Annotated in this window: 18 protein-coding genes and 1 pseudogene; 4 read left to right on the top strand and 15 right to left on the bottom strand. The window is 37.8% G+C overall.

Features of this window, described 5'->3' with window-relative positions; genetic code table 11:
- Window positions 1-696: 696 nt before the first annotated feature.
- Window positions 697-1,357: pseudogene (locus QRN39_RS15635) on the top strand (IS3 family transposase); the annotation flags it as partial.
- A 22-nt stretch (window positions 1,358-1,379) separates the two neighbouring features.
- Here the strand turns inward: QRN39_RS15635 and QRN39_RS15640 are convergent.
- Together QRN39_RS15640 and QRN39_RS15645 are read right to left on the bottom strand one after the other, a co-directional pair.
- Window positions 1,380-2,297 carry a class I SAM-dependent methyltransferase gene (locus QRN39_RS15640; protein ID WP_050944886.1) on the bottom strand — a complete coding sequence of 306 codons (918 nt, stop codon included), beginning with the start codon at window positions 2,295-2,297 and terminating at the stop codon, window positions 1,380-1,382.
- A 169-nt stretch (window positions 2,298-2,466) separates the two neighbouring features.
- Entirely contained in the window at window positions 2,467-3,108 is a 642-nt protein-coding gene (locus QRN39_RS15645; RefSeq protein WP_050944885.1) for a TetR/AcrR family transcriptional regulator, read from the bottom strand.
- Between the two features lie 112 nt (window positions 3,109-3,220).
- Between QRN39_RS15645 and helD the strand changes: the two genes are divergently transcribed.
- On the top strand, window positions 3,221-5,566 hold the full coding sequence (helD, locus tag QRN39_RS15650) for an RNA polymerase recycling motor HelD (RefSeq protein ID WP_284907602.1): 2,346 nt from the start codon (window positions 3,221-3,223) through the stop codon (window positions 5,564-5,566).
- Window positions 5,567-6,608: 1,042 nt separating this feature from the next.
- Here the strand turns inward: helD and QRN39_RS15655 are convergent.
- The 5 genes from QRN39_RS15655 to QRN39_RS15675 form a co-directional block, all read right to left on the bottom strand.
- The gene (locus QRN39_RS15655; RefSeq protein ID WP_050944883.1) at window positions 6,609-7,712 is read right to left on the bottom strand and encodes a threonine synthase; all 1,104 of its coding nucleotides are present in this window, start codon (window positions 7,710-7,712) and stop codon (window positions 6,609-6,611) included.
- A gap of 72 nt (window positions 7,713-7,784) precedes the next feature.
- On the bottom strand, window positions 7,785-8,159 hold the full coding sequence (locus tag QRN39_RS15660) for a RidA family protein (RefSeq protein ID WP_284907603.1): 375 nt from the start codon (window positions 8,157-8,159) through the stop codon (window positions 7,785-7,787).
- Window positions 8,160-8,170: 11 nt separating this feature from the next.
- The gene (locus QRN39_RS15665) at window positions 8,171-8,821 is read right to left on the bottom strand and encodes a helix-turn-helix transcriptional regulator (protein ID WP_284907605.1); all 651 of its coding nucleotides are present in this window, start codon (window positions 8,819-8,821) and stop codon (window positions 8,171-8,173) included.
- Window positions 8,822-8,983: 162 nt separating this feature from the next.
- Window positions 8,984-9,664, bottom strand: a complete 681-nt coding sequence (locus QRN39_RS15670; protein WP_284907606.1) for a TetR/AcrR family transcriptional regulator — start codon at window positions 9,662-9,664, stop codon at window positions 8,984-8,986.
- Window positions 9,665-9,706: 42 nt separating this feature from the next.
- Entirely contained in the window at window positions 9,707-10,876 is a 1,170-nt protein-coding gene (locus tag QRN39_RS15675) for an FAD-dependent oxidoreductase (protein ID WP_284907607.1), read from the bottom strand.
- A 219-nt stretch (window positions 10,877-11,095) separates the two neighbouring features.
- Between QRN39_RS15675 and QRN39_RS15680 the strand changes: the two genes are divergently transcribed.
- A complete protein-coding gene (locus tag QRN39_RS15680; RefSeq protein WP_253622570.1) occupies window positions 11,096-11,284 on the top strand; it encodes a hypothetical protein in 189 nt (62 codons plus the stop codon).
- A 245-nt stretch (window positions 11,285-11,529) separates the two neighbouring features.
- Here the strand turns inward: QRN39_RS15680 and QRN39_RS15685 are convergent, their stop codons facing one another.
- Entirely contained in the window at window positions 11,530-12,675 is a 1,146-nt protein-coding gene (locus QRN39_RS15685; RefSeq protein ID WP_284907608.1) for an alpha/beta hydrolase, read from the bottom strand.
- Between the two features lie 168 nt (window positions 12,676-12,843).
- On the opposite strand from QRN39_RS15685, the gene QRN39_RS15690 reads away from it, so the two are divergent.
- Window positions 12,844-13,611 carry a pentapeptide repeat-containing protein gene (locus tag QRN39_RS15690; RefSeq protein ID WP_268458543.1) on the top strand — a complete coding sequence of 256 codons (768 nt, stop codon included), beginning with the start codon at window positions 12,844-12,846 and terminating at the stop codon, window positions 13,609-13,611.
- 43 nt (window positions 13,612-13,654) lie between these two features.
- On the opposite strand, the gene QRN39_RS15695 is transcribed toward QRN39_RS15690, so the two are convergent.
- From QRN39_RS15695 to QRN39_RS15725, 7 genes are all read right to left on the bottom strand, one after another.
- Window positions 13,655-14,077, bottom strand: coding sequence for a cytidine deaminase (locus tag QRN39_RS15695; protein ID WP_003211471.1), 423 nt, complete (start codon window positions 14,075-14,077; stop codon window positions 13,655-13,657).
- A 118-nt stretch (window positions 14,078-14,195) separates the two neighbouring features.
- A complete protein-coding gene (locus tag QRN39_RS15700) occupies window positions 14,196-14,468 on the bottom strand; it encodes a DUF2651 family protein (protein WP_050944871.1) in 273 nt (90 codons plus the stop codon).
- Window positions 14,469-14,701: 233 nt separating this feature from the next.
- Entirely contained in the window at window positions 14,702-15,628 is a 927-nt protein-coding gene (locus QRN39_RS15705; RefSeq protein ID WP_253622566.1) for an alpha/beta hydrolase fold domain-containing protein, read from the bottom strand.
- A gap of 18 nt (window positions 15,629-15,646) precedes the next feature.
- Entirely contained in the window at window positions 15,647-16,057 is a 411-nt protein-coding gene (locus QRN39_RS15710) for a MerR family transcriptional regulator (protein WP_106028872.1), read from the bottom strand.
- Window positions 16,058-16,249: 192 nt separating this feature from the next.
- The gene (locus QRN39_RS15715) at window positions 16,250-17,725 is read right to left on the bottom strand and encodes a glycoside hydrolase family 1 protein (protein WP_277552142.1); all 1,476 of its coding nucleotides are present in this window, start codon (window positions 17,723-17,725) and stop codon (window positions 16,250-16,252) included.
- A gap of 14 nt (window positions 17,726-17,739) precedes the next feature.
- Window positions 17,740-19,632, bottom strand: coding sequence for a beta-glucoside-specific PTS transporter subunit IIABC (locus tag QRN39_RS15720; RefSeq protein ID WP_284907609.1), 1,893 nt, complete (start codon window positions 19,630-19,632; stop codon window positions 17,740-17,742).
- Between the two features lie 119 nt (window positions 19,633-19,751).
- Entirely contained in the window at window positions 19,752-20,594 is an 843-nt protein-coding gene (locus QRN39_RS15725; protein WP_268458534.1) for a PRD domain-containing protein, read from the bottom strand.
- Window positions 20,595-20,669 lie beyond the last annotated feature (75 nt).

Consider the following 20,669-nt stretch of genomic DNA (forward strand, 5'->3'; position numbering starts at 1 on the left):
ACTTAGATTTGAGACATGAAAAATGTATTCGTTGTTTAACTTCCTAGAATATATATTATGTAAACTAAGAAATGAAAATAAACAGACGCAATGCAATTGTTCTGTACTAGAAGGTAAATGTGAATCCATTGTTGTACACTCCCTCTTATCCATCTCCAACTGCCCTTTTGTATGTAATATCAAAAACCTCTATGTCCAATAAATTATTTTGAATTTAATTATTGTTACCTAATTGCCATCCCTCGACTTCACCCACATATTAAAAAATGTTTTTAAAACCTTGTTATCTTTATTGAAATACTTAACTTCAAAAGGCCTTTCGCAAAGGGTGGATCGCCAGTTAAACAAGCCCTTTCTGTCTCAAAAATCTCTGTTAAAGCCTCTTTCCTAGTATTGGGCTTATTATCACCAAATAACTCAAGACCAAAATCAATTTGTGATCTTTTAGTCGAATTAAAGAACTCTCGATTTTCTTCAATACCGATAAATTGGAGTAGTGAATTATCTGAAATAAATACAGCGCAGTGGTCACTTCCGGACCTAACTGCCCTTCCCACCCCCTGTAATCGTTTGAGCAGTTTGTGCACATCCCTCTCGCACAATAGAATTATATTGTTCTCTTGCTGTGTATGAGTTAGGCTTACCATCAAGCACGAGGATTCTGCAAGAATCCCCTGCCAGATCTACTCCATGTCATATACAAATTATCCAGTCCAATATAAACTAGACGTACTTCACATGGGACGTCTATCATGGAAACAGCTGCACTCTTTAATTTGCCTTCTGATACTACGCTTTGGGACTGGCAGCGTATCATGGAAACACAAGGAGAAGACGCCCCCAAATCAATGAAAAAGGGGCGTCCGTCTATGAAAAAAACAGGAAAGCAAGCACCAGCTAAAGGATCGATGGAACTTTGATTTAAGGCATAAATACCCGGTGAAAGCACTGCTTAAGATCGCAGGTATTCCGTGTAGTACCTACTACTATTTGGTGAAACATTGGAATCTTCATAACCGAGATGTCCATCTGAAAAAATGATTCAAAATATTTACTAAGAACATCATGGCCGATACGGATACCGCCGTATTCGTGATGAACTAGTCAATCAGGGGAAAATAGTCAATCACAAAAAAGTACAACGCATCATGAAATCACTAGGTCTAAACGCATGGTTCGAATGAAGAAATATCGTTCATACAAAGGCTTAGTTGGCAAAGTAGCGCCTAATATTTTAGCTCGTCACCTTCAAGCTGATAAGCCAAATGAGAAATGGGTCACAGATATGACTGAGTTCAAATTATTTGGGCAAAAGCTCTACCTTTCGCTCATATTAGATCTATTTAATGGAGAAGTGTATTAAGTATCTTTAATATGTTTTATTTTTTTATCGCATGAATGTAATGAATCGTTTCAAAAGCAGATAAGTAATCATTACGATTCTTAAAATAAAGTTCATGAATTTGAGCCGGTGATAGGTGTTCGTAAATTAATAAACCGGATTTCTCTAACATCTTCTCAATTTCAAAGTAAGAAAAACATGATTTCATTGGTTCCCCGCCTATTGAAGCCATTTTCAACATATTTTCAACTCTATTAGAGGTTCCTTTTTCTTCGAATAGTTTCTCGTCTGCATAATCAAAAACGATTGAACTTCCTGATGGAACCTTGGTGAATAAATAATCTATTAAGCTTGAAACTTCCTCTTTAGTTAAATAGTATGAAACACCTAAAAGACTAAAGAACGTCTTTTTGTTATCAAATCCTTTACCTGTTAGGTTTTGATAGGACAATTTTTTTGTGAAGTCCATAGAAACAAAATGAAGATTACTTGGGATTTTTAAATTAGCCTCGTCCAGTTTTTTCTTTTTAAATTCCTGTGTAGTAGGATAATCAATTTCGAATATTTCTAAGATGTTTTCCAATTCTGGATGTCGAAAACTAAAAGTATCTAATCCAGCGCCAAGTATGACATATTGTCTTAAACCTAAAGCTACCTCATTAAGTAATACTTTTTCGCAATACGCAGCACGTGATAAGGTTATTGGAGAAAGTTGTACTTGTGTAATCCATTTTAATATTTCTTCTGTATTCCCCTCGAATTTTTGTGCGATATCTTTGTTGAAGAAATGTATGCCTTGAACCATATTCTCTTTGATGTCATTAAATTCTTTTTCGGAAATTAAGTCTTTAGCTAAATAATCATTAAAGATTTTAGGGGTATCATCAAATTGACTATGATAGGATCTGCCAAAAGCTGATATTAACGAAGTTACACTTGACTCATCTTTCTTCATACAAACACTCTCCTTTATTATAGAACAAAAAAATAGGGTTCCCCTGGCCAGGAGAACCCTATTATATAACCGAAAAAAACAAAAGTAAATTATAGCACAAATAAAAATTTTGTCAAGCGTAAATCGAATTTTTTTGTTTTATTTCGTAACCTTAAATGCTTTAACAAGGTCAATACAACTTTTCGAAATATTGTTTTATTGAAGGGAAGCTACCTTTTGGAGCACCTAATAGTTTTTCATAAATCTCGTCAATCGCATCTAGTTTGGCAATGAGCTGTTCGTGAGTCAATGAGAAAAGGCTGGGATCAAGCATAAAATGGAGTCCGACTAATAAGAATTCCGTAATTTCATCTGGAAAATCCGTGTGAAATACACCTTCTTCTACTCCTTGCTTCAAAACAGATGAAATAATTGGTACATATTCTTTTATCATGCAAACTTTCATTTTCTGATGTAGAAGAACGTTATCTTTGTGATGTAAATGAGTCATTAATCCATCACTGAAATGATTTGATGTTTCCTGTGAAAAAAACTGAATAATATTTATAAACTTCTCTATTGCTTTTAAATCGGAGTTATTATTAATTTGTTTAAACACTTGAACACTTGAATCAATAGAGTCTTGAATTACTGCGTCCGCAATTTCATCTTTTGACTTGAAATAATGATAAAAAGTGCCTTTTGCAACTCCAATTTTTTTAATAATATCGCTAATCGTAGTATTCTCGTACCCATTAGATGAAAACAAATCTTTTGCGACGGAAATAATCTCGCTTCTTCTTTCTTCGGGTTTTTTGACAATTCTTTTCATGGAACTCCCCCCTCGAGACTTATAATTGTCTTTTAAAGATACATCATTGACCGACCGACGGTCAATGATGTATTATTTATTTACTTTTAACATCTTTAAGGAGTGTGAAGAGGTGAAGAATGGAAACCAAGTGCGAAAGTATGAAGAGGAGCGCATTCGTATTGTTTTAAGAGAAATTGAAAAAAAAGTCGTTAAGTTGGATCATGATTCTGGTGGATTAAAGAAAGATGTCATTCATCTAAAGAAAACCTTTTGGGATGATGTAAAAATAAATCTAGATAATCCTGAAGATGCTGGTGAAACCTTATCAAGCATTAGACAGCAGGCGGAGATGCTGTCCGAGAGAGAAAGAACGCACCGTCAGCTAGATAAGCAGAGGAAGACCTTATCTCGATTAAAAGATTCTCCATATTTCGCCCGTGTTGATTTTCTCGAAAATGGTAAGGAGACAACAAATAACGTGTACCTTGGAGTTTCGAGTTTAATGGATGAAAATGAAGAAACATTTCTTATTTATGATTGGAGAGCCCCTATTTCCAGTATTTATTATGATTACTCTCCAGGATCAGCCCAATACGAAACAGTAGAAGGGATAATTCAAGGAGAAATAGAGTTAAAGCGTCAGTTTATCACGAGAGATGGGCAAATCAAAACGATGTTTGATACGGATGTTACCATTGGCGATGAACTTTTGAAAGAAGTACTTGGCAATAATGCGAGTACCAATATGAAAAGTATTGTTGCTACCATTCAGAAAGAGCAAAATCAGATTATTCGTAACGTGAAAAGCAAGTATTTAGTTGTACAAGGGGTTGCTGGAAGTGGGAAAACCTCTGCAGCTCTTCAAAGAGTTGCTTATTTGCTATATCACTACCAGAATGAGATCACGGCTGAAAATATTATGCTTTTTTCACCTAATTCTTTATTTAATCGCTACATTGCTTCTGTCCTCCCTGATTTAGGGGAGGACAATATGCAGCAGCTCACATTCCAAGAATATGTGGAGAAGCGTCTTGGAAAACAATTTGATGTTGAACATCCGTTTACGCAAATGGAATATATGCTTACATGTCAGGACCATAAAAAGTATCCTGCAAGAAGAAAAGGAATACGGTATAAAGCGAGTAGCGATTTTAAAGCTTTGATTGATTCCTATGTTGTTATTCTCTCGAGTGAAGAGCTTATCTTTAAAAATATTTCTTTCCGAGGAGAAATGTTGATTAGAGCTGAACAAATTAAAAACTATTTTTATTCACTAGATGCATCTATCTCCATTCCAAATCGTATGCAGTTAGTAAAGGAATGGCTTCTAAAAGAGTTAGGAAAGAAAGAAAAATTGGAAAGAACCAAAGATTGGGTAATAGAAGAAAGTGATCTGTTAGAACTTGAAGAGTATACAAAAGTTTATAGTGAGCTACTGAAGGAAGGAAGATTTTCTGAGAATACGTTCGACGATTTTGAACAGGAGCAAAAGAAAATAGCTAAAATGATTGTCAAAAAACACTTTAAACCAATACGAACAGCTGTAAAGAAACTAAAGTTTATTAATGTAGCGGCGATTTACTGTCAACTGTTTAAACAGAAAGACAACATCCTTCAAAAGCTTAAAGATACACTTCCTGAAAGTTGGGAAGAAATTTGTTCGTATACATTAAAAAAGCTGCAAAGAAAAGAAATGACGTATGAAGATGCAGCGCCTTATTTGTATCTCCAAGATAAACTTGAGGGAAAAAGAATAAACACAAGAATACGCCATTTATTAATTGATGAAGCACAGGATTATTCACCCTTTCAGTTTTTTGTTCTTAAGCAGCTTTTTCCTTATTGCCGAATGACGATTCTAGGTGATTTTAATCAGGCGATATATGCCCATACTCTAAATGCACCAACCTTACTATCAAGCGAATTATATGTAAAAGAAAATTTTGAGAGAGTAGAGTTAACGAAAAGCTACCGTTCAACTCGTCAAATCGTTGAATTCACAAAGGGAATTATAGAAGAAGGAGAAACTATTGAAGCTTTTAACAGAGATGGTCAGAAGCCTACTTTTACGAAGGTTGAGGATCTTGACACCCTTCAATCTCGAATAACACAGAAGATTCGTCAACTGCAGTCAGCAAACCATGAAACAATCGCTGTGATATGTAAAACGGGAAAAGAATGCAAGGAATCCTATGAGCAATTGAGTAAGCAAATGGATCTCAAGATGATTGAACAAAGTGCGATTTCCTATCAAAAAGGTATCTTAATTCTCCCTGCTTATTTAGCAAAGGGAATCGAATTTGATGCTGTGATCATATACGATGCTTCTAATATAAAATATGGAAGAGAATTTGAAAGGAAACTCTTTTACACTGCATGTACGAGGGCTATGCACGAGCTTCATCTTTTCTCCGTAGGGGAAATGAGCACGTTTATGAATAAGATTCCTGAAAATTCGTATGAGATTACAGTTTGAGTATAATTTCAATGAGGAATTGCTAAGCGTTTAAAAGCCGCCCTATCACTTCAATTCCTGCCAGATTTGCGGATGCTTCTTTTTCTTTGACATTAAATATGAAAGCCGATGAATCCTTAGCGTAGGAAAAATCGGCTTTATCCATCTAGAAATTGTCTTAGCGTATGTTTTCCGCGTTTGGCTGGTAGGACCCCAAAAAGAGCTGGCTCTTTTTTAAGTCATCAACTATCTGTAACTGTACGAAGTCTACATTTCTTTACTAATTTCGGAGTCAAATGATGAAATAATCTTGGAGGAATGTGTAGGTGCCGAATAGCTAACAATTTTCACCTTATAATTCCATGGTGTTTACACTTGGTTTGCTAGGAGAAGAAAACTTTGCTACTTCTTATCTTTATTTTGATTTATTAGTCGTTTATTATGGATCCACTTTTAACTTCTATGAAAAGAGTATAAAAATTGGATCCATTAAATTATAGAATCCTTATTTCACTAGTGTCAATGAAGCATTCAATGGATCTATATTTACCTTCTTGTACATCTTCCCTTCTGTGCATCATCTCAAAAACCTCTACGTCCTCAATTAATTAAACCAGTCATAGAGGTTTTTGAGTTAAATGAGCTGTCATATGACAATTCTTAATTTTAAATAAAGCTTATTGGCTCATTTTGTTGATGAGCTGACTCCATTCCTTCTGCCAGATAGAGAGCGTTCTTTTTATCTATATCATCATCAGGCCAATTGTGGATCAGTTGACGTAATCTAACTGCAACGGTCCTACAAACATCTGGCATTAAGTAACTATCAGAATCCGAAAGTTCCAGCAAAGGAATGATGTCATCTGCAAAGTTCTCAATCGGTGTAAGACCAATGTGCTTCGCAATGAGTAAAATCCAATCCCACGAATCATTCCTCCGTTTTCAAATTGTAATGATCAATGTTTTCAACACTCGCAAACGTCACTCCTGATTGATCATATAATAGGTCACGAGGCACGCAACTCTCTGTTCTACCTGAGTTCTGCGTGATTTTCCCCTAAGGTTATTTTGATTTAATCCCTGCACCACAAAGAGGTATGACAATGGTTTCTTCTGGTTCCTTTTGATATTTCATGTAGCCAGCAAAATTGACTGCAGATGTCACTTCGACATAAAATCCTTTTTCACTCAGTTTAGATCGTGCATTTAAGATCTCATCTTCTTCAATATCAATAAATGTACCATTCGTATCTAGTACAGCTTCTAAAATTTGTTTGGAGCGCGCCGGGGCAGCAATGGCGATCCCTTCTGCTAAGGTCCCTTTATTCGTCACAGGTGCTGCTGATTTTTCTTCATTTTGATAAGCTTTCACAAGGGGTGCACAGTTTTTCGCTTGTACGGCAACGATTTTCGGTATGTTATGAATGAGACCATTTTCAAATAACTCTTTAAAACCATAATACGCACCTAGGAGGAGAGTACCATTTCCAACCGGAATGATTAAAGCATCAGGTGCTCCTTTTAGTTGCTCATAGATTTCATAGGCGTATGTTTTTGTTCCTTCAAAAAAATAAGGGTTATAGACATGGCTTGCATAAAAAACGTCTTCGTCGTCTACTGCTTTTTGGGCTGCGGCTGCAATATCCTCTCGAGTACCACGAATTTCTTTAATCGTTGCTCCATGGGCTTTTATTTGAGCGACCTTTTTAGGAGAAGTGTCATCGCTTAGATAGATGTCACAGGCAATCTCGCAGCGTGCTGCATAAGCTGCAATCGCCGTTCCTGCATTCCCACTACTATCAGCAATCACTTTTGATACCCCGAGTTCCTTAGCCTTTGTCATCAAAACAGCGGCTCCTCGGTCTTTAAAGGATAAGGTCGGCATCATATAATCAACTTTGACATAGGTGTTTGGCTCATTAGGATCTAGAACGATTAAAGGGGTTTGACCCTCCCCCATTGTGACAGTTTCCCAAGTCTTAGAATCTTTTGAAAATGGCATGGTTTCAACATAACGCCATAATGAGTTTGGATAGTGATCCCAAGCTGCGATATCTATGTTCGGGGTATCTTTCACTAGGTTTAATACTCCATCACAATCACATCTCCATAGAGTTGGTGTCATCTCATACTTTTTCCCGCAATGGTTACAAATCAATTGATTCATCAATCATCAACCCCTTCAAATATTTTTTTATACGAAATATATTTTTTTATATAGAGTAGGCAAAAAAAGATCTTAAATATATGCAATGGCATCAATTTCAATTTTGAAACCAAAATGTAATTCATTCGTTGGTACAATAGTACGTGCTGGTTTATGTTCACCAAAAAAGTCAGTATAAACAGCATCAACTTTGTCCCATAAGTGAATATCCGAAATGTATAATGTCATGCGCAAAATCTTCTCTTTGTTACTTCCAGAAGCCTCTACAATCATCTCTACATTCTTAAGCGCTTGTAATGTCTCTTCTTCAATGGGGCCGAACTCTTTTTCTCTCGTTTCGGGATTGATGGCAAATTGTCCTGAAACATAGACCATGTTTTGATGAATGGTTGCGAATGCATAGTGTCCGTTTGATTTTAGATTTCCTACCTCGAGTATGCTTTCCATTTTGACTCTCCTTACCTCGATTTATTTTTGATTTCATCCAAATAGCTATAGACGGTTACTTTGGAAATGCCTAACATAGATGCGACCTTCTCAACAGATCCTTTCATTAAAAAAATGCCCTTTTCATCCATGAATTTAATTAGTTCAATTTTTTCATGACGTTTCATGACTGGATGAACACTGTTTTGAATGATTTGTTGAATCAATTGATCTACTATTTCTTCCACATTTTCAAGATCATCATTTGATGTTGTTTCTTTCTCTGGAGCTTCCACTTGTGTAGAAAGAAAAGTATCCATAAATTGCTGCATTTGATTCAGTGCTTCAACATCAAAGTTGATACAGAAAGCACCAATCACTTTTTGCTTTGAATCACGTATTAATGAAGTCGAAGAACGAATCGTACGCTTATCTTCTGTAACAAATGTATAGCCAGCCAGATAATCTTCTTTAAAATCTTCTGATTGTAATACAGTCTTTACTAGATGATCAAATGATTGGCCGATTTCTCTTCCTGTCACATGGTTATTTACTGTAAACATGACAGATGCTTGAGGGTTCGTTAAATCATGAATAACCACTTCACAATTTGGTCCAAACATTTTTGCAGTAGATTTTGCTAAAGGAATATAACTCTCTAATAAGTTTTTAATATGTTCCATGCCTAAGCACCTCATTTTTTTATTCCACTAGATTATATAATTTTTTATATATAAATACAATATATAGATTTATTTATATATCATGATGCTCACAAGATCATAAATGTGAAAATCACCATATAAAAAAAGCAGCCATTGACTGCTTTTTGCTTGTGCTCCTTTCTAATTGATTTCTTTCTGGATTCCATACAAAATGACGTCAATTCCCCATCGGAACCGTTCCATTGATACGGTATCACCTGCAAACATTTCTTCTTTTACACTATGAATGAAAGGAAAACGCGTTTTGTCTGCATCATGAAATGATTTTTTAATGTCTGAAATCTGCGAAGAGTCATGTTTCTTCCAAGAGACCTTTTCGTAAGCTACCGAAGATACGTATAACAGCAATAGGTCTACTCCCCATGCAGCGGATGTAGATTTGATCCCGCCTTCATGCAATGCAGCGAGAATACGTTCGGTCAACTGAAGAAAGTTCGTTCCTTGTGGAATGGTGGAAAGAGAAATTTCAGCAAGACCAGGTTTTTCGAATAGCAGTAGGAAATAAGTATGCAATATGTCAAATAACTGTTCTTTCCATGTGCCATTCTCTGAATCTGGGTAAACCATTTGGCCGAGACCATAATTCAATACGTAAGCACTGAGTTCTTGAAAATTGTTCACGTAGACATACAAGGATGCAGGTCCCGTATCCAATGCTTTAGCCACCTTACGCATACTCATGCCCTCTATCCCTTGCTCCTTAAGAAGCTCATAGGCCGTTTTCACAATGAGCTCACGGCTTAAGGGCTCTTTAGCCGGCCGAGACCGGCGACTTATAATACGACGATTTGAATTGTTCATACTCTCTTTATAACATGTCAAAGTAAAATAGTAAATTGAGCATCAATCACCGTTTTCTTGAAAAGAATTCATCATATCTGCAAGCTTGACCGCAGCGTCTTTTGAAAAACACAGTTTTAAACTATTCTCCGATTCATGTGCCTTTTCCGATGAATATTCGTACATCATGTCTTCGTATTCCTCAATGGCCTTTTCAATATCATGAGGATGTCGGACAATAGCAAGTGCTAGCTCCCTTGCATCAAACATCGCCATGTTTACACCCTCGCCTGCGAATGGTGACATGACATGAGCTGCATCACCGATAAGCGTTACTCCTTTATGACGGTTCCATTTAAAACCGGTAGGAAGCGTATAAATCCGTCTTGGAATGATGGCATCTTCTGCATAACGAATATACTTTTTCAGCTGATCATCCCAATCACTAAATAACTCTAATAATTGTTCTTTTGCTTCTTTCGCTTGATGAAACGGTATACCACAAGTCTCGATCCAGCTGCGTTCTACCATAAGGCTTGCATACACTTTGATTCGTCCATCTCCGTTTAACTGCCCAATTATCCCTTTGTGATCAGCTAAAGCAAACATCTTACCACGTTTATTAAATTCAGCTAAATCAGGGTGGTTCGCCTCTACGCTTAGGACATTCAATTCCAGCATCGTGAGCCCAGAGTATTCAATCTCAATATCTGTTAACAGAGGACGCACACGAGAAAATGCACCATCAGCCCCAATCAAAAGATCAACTGTCTCGACAAACCCGTTTTCAAAATGAAGCTCCGTCATGCCGTTTTCTAATGAAACGCATCTTTCTAGTTTATATCCATATTTGATGTTTGCAGCATCAATTTGATCTAACAGCAGTTCGCACAACACACCACGATCAATTTCTGGACGAGTGCCTTTTTGATCTGATTTCGTTTCTTCATCTAAATAAATTCTTCCTGATTTATCAAGTAATCGGAAATCTTCTCCTTCATAACGGGCATTCCTTTGAAATTTCTCATAAACTCCTGCTTCTTTTAAGGCTTTTTGGCCTGTTTCTTCGTGAATATCCAGTGAGCCTCCTCGTTCAAGACTCTTGTCATGCATCTCCCGTTCGTAGATAGTTGTTTGTATACCGTAATTTTGCAGAATTAAGGCGAGTGTTAGCCCCCCAGGTCCTCCTCCAATAATAGCGATTTGCTTTTGGTTCTTAGATAATGCCGTCATCGTATGCATCTCCTCTTCTTTTATGGAAATCGTTTAAAACTACATCTCATTTATATTATAACGAACATTGTTCGTAAAGAACAGTGTTCGTTTAAAATCGTTTGGTTCAAGATTGTGTTTTAATGAAAAGAAACCACTCGCCTGCTATCATATGTTACACTCCATCTAGGAATGTTAAAGGTTTCCATTGTTCAAATTCTAAGTGTAAGAGGTGTTTCTATGAATAAATTATTGGCAATGTTGATATTAGGATTGGGCTTTAGTGGTGCCGCGCTCATTCTTTCTGTCCCTTTGTTATTCAAATCCAAACTAGAACAATCTGGGCTGATGTTTGCTGCTGGATCAGCAGGCGCTTTCGCAGTTTTTGCTATCTCATGCCTAGTTCTTCGAAAACGATTCAATCGCTAAAAAACCTAAACACAATCTATCATTGGAACAATGGAGATGTGTTTAGGTTTTTGTGACTCACCTTAATATGAACTTAAAGAATGTGGTATAAGCTGACTCATATCACAAAAGGTCCATTAAAAAACATAAAGATTAACACACGAAAAAAGAGAGGTTGTTGACTGCTCTTTTTGCTTATGAATTAAATAAGTTATTCAACTTTAAACTGACTCTTTAAAAGGCTGCTATCAGCAGCTTCCCCTATCTCACTTGTTACTGGTTTTCTTGATTAAGTCTACACCTTCATATGACAGGTTTTCCACACGTACAGCCTTTTGCAGGATATAATGATCAAAAAAGGTCTTCGTATAGTCCGTCACAAGATTTCGCATCTCTAATGCATCCCTTGTGCCTCTAAGTTCCTCATCTACGCCGGTAAACACGATGTCACAGTAATCTAAATGTGCAGCACGATCAACGGAGAAATAATAGGTTTCCATGCTGTTGTTAGCGCCAATGATCGCATTCATATAATAATTCGGTTCAGAAAACAGGAGCAAAAAGGGTTTATTGAGGTCGCTGTCGAGAAGGCCGAATGCACCACTATCTAAGCCAACCCCGCAGACAAACCGGTCGTCATCCCGGCAAACAATAGCCGCTGTAGGCCCGCCATAAGAATGCCCGGCGATACCCATGCCCGTGTCGAGTAGCAGTCTGTTACGAAAGATAGACTTCCATTCTCCAGAGTCTAGTTTGTGAAGATAATCGGCTACGTACCTTACATCTTCTGCCTGTCGTTCACTATATCTTGTTAACTCGTTAATGGTTGGCAAGGTAAGGACGTTACGGCACATCTCAATAGCCGTTTCATCGTCAGGCCGCATTTTCATCTTACTAGCCAGCGCCATCATCTCTGTATCTTCAGAAAACGTCATCATGACATCCGAAAAATCCTTTGAGACATTCACCAGCTTCCCATCTTTCCGTTTATACATGGTGCTATCCTGATGGCCGATACTGACGACAACATACCCTTGGCTTGCCATGTCTGTACAGATGGCTGTCCCCCATTCTGGTGAACCACCCCCGCCGCAAACATAGAATAACACTGGATAGCGCTTTTCCTTCCCGGAAAGAGCAAGATCGTCATAACAATGAGTCTTGATATCGGTAGAGAAGAAGTTTATTTCCTTCAAATATTCAGTGACAAGTGGCTGCTCATGAAGCATCTCGTAGACTTCAGGAAACATGTACGTTGATGCAGTCTTCCCTTCGCTGCTATCAGATGGATAGTATATAAACGCGGTCAATTCTCTTTTTGAGTGATCTGATGCCGTATACTCAAAATCCATCTGGATTCGGCCGGCTATATAGCTACCGATTGGTTCTGGGAATGTGTCATACCTTTTCATTCTTTTATGCCCCTTTCATCTTGAAAATGGATATCTGTTCTTTGCTGGGTGAGTATCGTTTTGTGATATAATCTTGAGTCAAATACAAGTGATAAGAAAAATGAAATGAACTTGCTGAATGGAAATCATGATTGTAAAAAATTCTGAAGAAATGATAGGGTGATAGCGATGAGAAGACTTGAGTCTGGTATATCAATAGACAACGAATCATTTTCTGATATTGCCAGGTATGAACACGAAACAATCAGCAGAACGACAATCATCAACTCAAATGTTCGTTCTCCTTTTTTTTGGAGCTGTCACCTGGATCATCTTGTATTTGATACGTGTGATCTCACGAATGCAAGATTTTTTGCCGGTAGTACGATTGATCATTGTACTTTTAGTCGTTCCGACTTGCGTTCTGTGGGCATTGGCAAAAACGAAGCTGTCTTCACCAATTGCGTATTTTCTTCTTGCGATATGAGGGGAATGACCTTGGAGAATGCTACGTTTATCGATTGCACTTTCTCTAAATGTAGATTCAATGACCGCGTTTTACAGGCAGCGAATATCGTCAATTGTACCTTTTCTGGTAAGCTAATAGATATAACGTTTGAGGGAAATGGCAAACAAAAGCTGATCGCCGATTTTGAAAACTGCACCCTTGACGGTGTTCGTTTTACAGGCTGTGACCTGTCGGCATGTATTCCGCCAACATCCAAAAACCATCTCTATGTTGAAAAGGTATCTGCACGAGTGAAAAAGGCTTTGGAGAAGGTAAATGATGACCCTGCTCTTTCTGACGATGAACGGAAAATACTAGTGCGCAGTCTGCGCAAGCTTGAGCATATGGAACAGTATATTTTTAACATGAATCATATGGAGAAAATATATGGGGTTGCTTTTGTTGAGCGATTTTTCAGTCATCTTGGATGCCGCAAGGATCACACTTAACGTTTGCTGCATCCCTTTTCCTACTTTATCTTTATGTGGTACATCAGCTTCGAGTATATTTGAGCGGAATGAGTTCTTCGATTTTCACCTTGACCAGCTCCCCAGCCATCTCGATGATGACAAAACATGCTGGTCCGAAGTCTGAAATGAGCTCTCGGCAGATGCCGCAAGGGCTTACTACCCTAATTTTTCTATCTTCTTCATCTGAATAGGGGTGTCTCACTGCAACAATTGTATCAAAATCCTTATGTCCATTCGATAAAGCACTGCCAATCGCAATGGCTTCTGCACAAACAGTTACCCGTCCGATATAGGCTTCTATATGGACAGCCGACATTATTTCTCCTGTTTTCATGCGGATCGCTGCCCCTACATGGTGTTTATCATCTTCATAAAGACTGATAATCTTCTTTTTTGCTTCGTCTATTAATTCAAGATCTTCTTGGGATAAATCAAAAGTTTCCAACGTGTTCTCCTTCCCCTTCCATGCTCGTATCTATTATACCAAACATTAGGTAATGAACTGTTTGCCCGAAGATGAGTGGAAACAAAAATAAAGCTTATGTTTGCAGGCATAAGCTTCTTTATGCTTTTTTATAGCGTTGAATCATAAATTGGATGATTTTTGTGATGAGAGAGGTACACATGCATAGAAAAGTCATTGCGACGACCCAATACATATTCGACAAATCGAACCCCGTATAGGCAAAGATAAAAACGGTTGAAGCTGCAAATGTGATCACTAGAACGACGTAGACCCGCTTAAAGATGAAATAGCCGACAATCCCCCATATCAAAGATAACAAAGGCAATGTAAACAAGATCAGAGCCATAGGTTGAAGAAAGGAAACAATCATCATTCACTCTCCTTTACTAGCCGTCATTTATTTAAATCCAATGAAGAAGCGAACAATCATTATATTAATGGGAAATACGATCGTTGTAAACAAAAATTGGAATTTAAAGAAGTTTAATCTGTAGTGAGTTGACATTCTGGATGTATTTCAAGTTGAATTGAAAAAGGCTGCTTTCATGAAAGCAGCCCATTCACTAAACTTTCGACTATTTCAATCAAATCATTCTATATTTCTTAACGATTGATCACCTGAATGATTTTCTCTTGAGCATCTTGTGCCTCAGGGATTGGCATGACAACAAATACATGAAGCATTTCGGGATAAACAAAGGTTTTGATGTCAATTCCTTGTTCTGTTAGTTTTTCATCGAGCTTTATGGCATCTGGATATAACATATCATGTGTTCCAATGAAATGAGTAATCTTCGCAAGTCCTTTGAAGTCACCGTAAATGGGACTGATCATTGGGTCAGTTACATGTTGATCAGCTATCCAAATCTTTGCAATGGCTTCCATTCCTTCATAACCTAGAATCGGGTCCTTTTTTGCATATTCAAACATGAGAGGATTGCTTAAGCTCATGTCGACACATGCAGATAATAAAATAATATCCTTCGGCTGTGGCAGATTCTCCTTCTTTAAAAGGTGCGCCAGACCAAGTGAGATGTTTCCACCAGCTGAATCTCCCATAATCGTCAATTGATTGGCACTTCCGGCAGTTTTCAGAAGGTCTTTATATAGGTTAAGAATTTTCGGATACGTATCCTGATAGCTATAATGAGGCACTTTTGGATAAATAGGAGCGACCACTTTCGCACCTAGTGATTGCGCCATTTTATCCATGAACCACCAGTGGACATTCAAAGGCTGATTTGTCCATGCACCGCCATGTAGATAGAGAATGACTTTTTGATTTTGTGATGCTTGTTCATTTAATGTGAAAACTTGCATGCCTTCGAATGTTTGCTCTTGTACCTCACTCATTAACTTCACATCATCTCCAATGGCATAAGGCTGCGTATTTTCAATTCCTTTTTGCTCAAGAAATTTTTTTGTGTGCTCGATACTAGAAAAACTCTCTTTATTACTTTGCGAAGCGAATAATGTTTCAAATTGAATACTTTCGTCAGAACGTTCACCTTGATAAATTTCTACACTCATTTTTTTCTCTCCTTTCACTCAATATGAGGATTGATCATCCTGGTTTGGTACACGAAATGATTCCAGGTAGACTTGTACTTTTTTTTCAGGAGTTTTTAATAAGTTAGATAAAAGGTCTTGAATGAGACGAAGGCTTTTGATTTTCCTTTCAATTTCTTCATGTTTAAGATGGACAATTTTTCTTAGCGTATCAAGTTCTATGTCTTGACTTAGCATGTCCATGATTTCAGCTATTTCCTTTAATGAATAACCCAATGTTTTCGCATCTTTGATCAATTGAATCTTCACAACATAGTCTTCTGTATAGAATCTGTAACCGTTTGAACGTCGTCTTGGAGCAGGTAATATGTTGTGCTCTTCATAGTAACGAATTGCGGCAGGACTTATTCCTGTTTTTTTGGCAAGTTCTCCTCTAGTCATCAACTCCATCGTTACTCCTTTGTCATTATTTTGTCTTACTATATATATATTATAAAGGTTGAACTATACTTCAAGGTCAAGGTGAAACATTTATTGGCTTGCTATGACATGATTTGGGTTTCTTTTCGGTAAACAAATAAAACACCATCGCACCCGGCAAATAAAGGCGGGCGCAATGATGTTTTCATCATTCAATCTGGATTATGATAAATCTTCTCCATTTGTTGCAATCACATTTTTGTACCAGTAGAAGGAATCTTTTCGGTAACGATTTAATGTACCATTCCCTCTGTCGTCTTGATCCACATAGATCAAACCATAGCGTTTACTCATTTGAGATGTTCCGCAGCTAATTAAGTCGATGCATCCCCAAGGCGTATACCCCATTAAGTCGACACCTTCTTTGACTGCTTCTTTCATTTGTTCAATATGTTTTTTCAAGTAATCAATTCGATAATCGTCGTGTATTTCTCCGTCTGGTGTCAATGTATCTCTTGCGCCAAGTCCATTTTCACATACAAATAAAGGCTTTTGGTATCTGTCATACAGCTTGATTAATGAAATGCGGAGTCCCATCGGATCAATTGGCCAATCCCATTGTGATAGCTCCAAATGCTCATTTTTGATTGGACTATCAAATGTACCCGCTAACTCAGCCGCATCTTCTCGCGCTTCTGCAACGTGGGACATATAGTAGCTGATTGCCACAAAATCAACAATGCCCTCTTTCAAAATTTGTTCATCCTGCTCTTTGATATCCAGCTTGATGTCGTTGTCTGCAAAGTATTTTACCATGTATGTTGGATATTCTCCTCTAGCTTGAACATCTGGATAGAACATATTCAATTGGTTCGATTTTACCGCTTGCAGCTGGTCCTCTGGCTTTGTTGTTTTTGCATAGGCTTCAATTTGGTTAATCATACAGCCAATTTGTGCATGAGGAATGATTTCTTTTGCAGCCTTCACTGTGAGAGCGCTGGCGATAAATTGATGATGTGACGCTTGATACGCAGCCTGTAATTTATGGTCTACTAGGTCCTCTAAAATTCCAGCACCGGTGTAAAGGCTGTTGAGGTTCATATTCATTTCATTGAATGTAATCCAATACTTCACTTTATCTTTATATCTTTCTAAAATGGCGCGGGCATATTTTTCAAACAACGGCACAAGCTCTCTACTCATCCATCCATTATATTTCTCTGTTAAAGTAATCGGCATTTCATAGTGAGACATCGTGACTAACGGTTCAATTCCATATTTCGCACATTCATCAAATACTTGATCATAAAAAGCCAATCCTTCTTCGTTCGGCTTTTCCTCTAAACCAGTTGGGAAGATTCTTGCCCATGATATAGACAAGCGAAACACTTTAAAGCCCATTTCTGCAAATAGTGCAATATCCTCTTCATATCGATGGTAAAAATCGATTCCGCGTCTTTTCGGGAAATCAAATTCATCAGGTTGTTCCTTGTATCTTTTTAATTCAGCTGAACTAACATCGAAAGTAAAGTTGTTCACTTTTCCTTTTTCATAAGGATCTTTATATGCAGCAAAGTCTGACGTCGATAAGCCCTTGCCACCTTCTAAGTACGCGCCTTCTATTTGATTGGCAGCAGTTGCGCCACCCCATAAAAAATCATCTGAAAATCCTTTTTTTACATTCTTCATTTCAATCATCCCTTCTCTTTATATTAGTGAATAAGCATTAAGAGCTTATTTTGACCTGCGGTGACATGAGCGTCACCTGTATGAATCACATCAAGGTATTGCGTTGAATTTGTGACGATAATAGGTGTCACTACATCTAAATGGTTTGATTGAATTCCTTCTATATCAAACGATAATAAATGATCCCCGGTCTTCATCTCATCGCCCTCTTTTACTAGTACATCAAAGAATTGGCCATTTAGGCTGACGGTATCAATCCCCACGTGGATCAATAATTCAATTCCATCATCTGAAACGAGTCCGATGGCATGTTTAGTAGGCGTAACAGTCACTACTTTTCCTGAGAACGGTGCTTGTACCACCCCCTTATCAGGCAAAATTGCGACTCCCTTCCCCATCATTTCACTTGAGAACACTGAATCATTCACTTCAGATAAAGGAATGACCTTTCCACTCATAGGTGCTTGAACTTCGAATGGGCTTGTTTGCTTAGACATTTGTTGATTCTCTGTACTCACAGTGTGATTTGGCTTTTCTGCTGCTTGCTCGTGAACGGCTGTGACAGACTCCTTAAATCCAAGGAAAATGGTGACGAGAAGTGACACGATGAAGCTCAAGGCGATTCCAATCAGAGCCAGCTGGAAATTATTCGTCCCTTTCATAATGTAAGTGGGCAGTGAGGTGATGCCTGGAATCGAAAAGGCTGTCGTTTTAACTGAAAATAAACCGTAAAAACATCCACCGACTGCGCCGCCAATTAATGAAGCATAAAAAGGTTTTTTTAGTCTAAGTGTGACTCCATAAATGGCTGGTTCTGTGATACCGAAGAAACTAGGAAGCAATGTTGAAAGTGCTAAAGACCTTGTTTCTACCCGCTTGGTGCGGATGATGACACCTAACACAGCGCCTGCTTGTGCCATATTCGCAATGAAATTCATCGGAAGCAGCATGATATCGTAACCCACTTTTTCAAAGCTGGCTAACGTGCTTGGGAAGAATGCGTAATGCATCCCAGTTAACACAATGAGTGGCATCAAGCCGCCCATTAATAAACCGGCAATCGGACCAGCGAAATTGAACAAAGAAGTGAAAAAGATTTCTAAATACTGCCCGGAAACGTTTCCAATAGGAGCTATAAAAGCCAGTGTAAGAGGAGCCGTGATCATCAGGCTCAGTACCGGTGTAAATACGATACTTAAGGATTTTGGGATCGCTTTTGTTATCCACTTATCGACAAAGCTTAGTAATAGCACACCTAAAATAATTGGTAATACGGAAGATGTGTAATTATTTAGTGGAATACTTAACCCTAAAAAGCTTAACGGGTCTGCTCCTTTTGCTGCACCTTCGATCATCGTTGGATATAGTAAAATTCCTGCTAATGCGAGCGCGAGAGATTCTCTTGTTTTAAACTTCTTCGCTGCCGAATAAGCAATGAGGAAAGGTAAAAAGTAAAAGACAGCATTTGAAAAGATTTGAAGCACTTGATAGGTAGCGCTTGTTTCCGTCAGCCAGCCTAAGCTAACAAGCAGTGCCATGATCCCTTTGATCAATCCACTCCCAACAATCGCTGGCAAAATAGGTGTGAAAATCCCGCTGATCACATCGAATACGACTTCAATTGGATTCATCTTTGACGTGTTTTTAACAGGAGCAGATTCATTGCTGCTATGACCAACCAGATGATCAATTTCCTCATAGACCTCTGCTACCTTTGCTCCAATAATGACTTGGAATTGTCCACTTTGAAATTGTGCACCTAAAACCCCATCTAATGTTTTCAGCTCATCTACTTTTACTTGGCTTTCATCGTTGAGATTAAATCTTAGTCTCGTGATACAATGCCAACTTTGAGATATATTTTCGGTTCCACCGATTAAATTCACAATTTCTTGAGCCAATTCTTTGTTTTCCATGCCTTCACCCCTTCATTTTCACAAAAAAAACCTAAACAAAATCCGCCATGAGAAAAGATCATTCTTCTTCATGGAGATTTGTTTAGGTTAATGCTTTTTCATAACACGCCTAAAAGAAATCAGTTATTTTTTTGGTGTTCCTTTGTGATTCTTTCAATATGGATGACTAAAAAAACAAGTTCGTCTTCTGTCACTTTCCAATTGAATTCTCGTTTTAACATTTCTTTGATAATCAATCCGCAGGCATAACTCTTCATATAACGATCCTGAATTAATTCTTTTAACGAGTCATCCATCTGCTGCGGTGGTTGATTGGTTTCCTGCCTCACAATAAAATATCTCAAGTGTGTGATAAACCTCGAATAATTAATGGATGATTTATCCAATATCATCTCGAAAATATTTTGAATAATTTTGACGATTTCCTTCGTGAGGTGAGTCATCTTAATGGTGTCTCCCATAGACTGACCATCTATTTGAGCGTTTACAAAATGCAGGGCAATGAGTGAAGCTTCAGTATCTTCAAAAGAAATGCCCATCATTTTTTGAATAATTGTCAGTGCTTTTTTCCCGATTTGATATTCTTGAAAATAGAGATGTGGAATTTCCCACACAATGGGGTTTTCATACGCCATTTTTTCTTCGTGCCTTTGAATAGCAAAGGTAAGATGATCCGATAGCGAAAAGAGCACGCTGGAACCTAACTTCTTATTCAACATCTCTTCGCCCACACGAATGATTTTTTCAGTTAATAAAAGGATATCAGTTGGGATAGCGGCAAGTTGAGATTCTAATGGAGACGTCTGATCAGAATAAAATGTCTTACTGACAGCGCTCTCATCAAGAGTATCACCTTTCTTCTTTTTAAAACCTATTCCTGTTCCAAAAACAACGACTTCATTTTGAGCATCTGTTAGAGCTAATACGATATTATTATTTAAAACTTTAACGACGGTGAACATCCTCATCCCACCTTACCTAAAATGCTAAAAAAAGCATAAAAAAACACCAAAATCTCAGCAAACAACGTACAAAAT

The organism is Bacillus sp. lyk4-R2A-2, assembly GCF_030209735.1.
GTDB lineage: Bacteria > Bacillota > Bacilli > Bacillales > Bacillaceae > Bacillus > Bacillus pumilus.